This is a genomic window from Arthrobacter sp. JCM 19049, from assembly GCF_001310435.1.
Genome location: NZ_BAXF01000945.1, coordinates 1 through 531, shown reverse-complemented (window position 1 = coordinate 531; position 531 = coordinate 1). Strand labels below are relative to the sequence as shown.

The window sequence follows — 531 nt, the reverse complement described above, 5'->3', positions numbered from 1 at the left end:
CGCGCTGGGCCATCTCCGGGGCCAGCACCATCCGGCCGGCCGCGGCCTGGCGCACCGAATCGACGATGGTGTCCGAGGCGACGTCCTTGAGCAGGTACCGGCCGCGCCGGCCTCCACGCAGGCCAGGATTCGGCGTCCTTGTCGAACGTGGTCAGGATCAGCACCTGTGGGGGATCGGGCAGGGCACGCAGCGCCGCGGTGGTTTGCACCCCGTTCATCCCTCGCCCAGGCGCAGGTCGCACAGCACCACGTCGATGGGGCACTGCCGGGCCAGTTCGACGGCCTGCTCGCCGCTGCCGGCCTGGCAGGCGACGGTGATGTCCGGGTAGTTGTCGAACACGGCCTTCAGCGGTGCGCACGATCGGGTGGTCGTCGACCAGCATGATGCGGATCATCGGCGCGCTCCTCCCCTTTCCATGGTCAGAGTTCCTTGGTCAGAGTTCCTCGGTCAGGGCCGCAACGGCAGGTAGGCGGACAGCCCGGTGCCGGTGCGGGGTGCTTTCCACATCCAGCCCGCCGCCCAGCTCCCGC

Annotated in this window: 1 protein-coding gene and 1 pseudogene; both read right to left on the bottom strand. The window is 70.1% G+C overall.

All coding sequences use genetic code 11. The features are described 5' to 3' along the window. Positions 1 to 209, bottom strand: a pseudogene (locus JCM19049_RS21760) (hypothetical protein); the annotation flags it as partial. Between the two features lie 5 nt (positions 210 to 214). Continuing rightward, positions 215 to 340, bottom strand: a complete 126-nt coding sequence (locus JCM19049_RS21755; RefSeq protein WP_279403528.1) for a hypothetical protein — start codon at positions 338 to 340, stop codon at positions 215 to 217. Positions 341 to 531 lie beyond the last annotated feature (191 nt).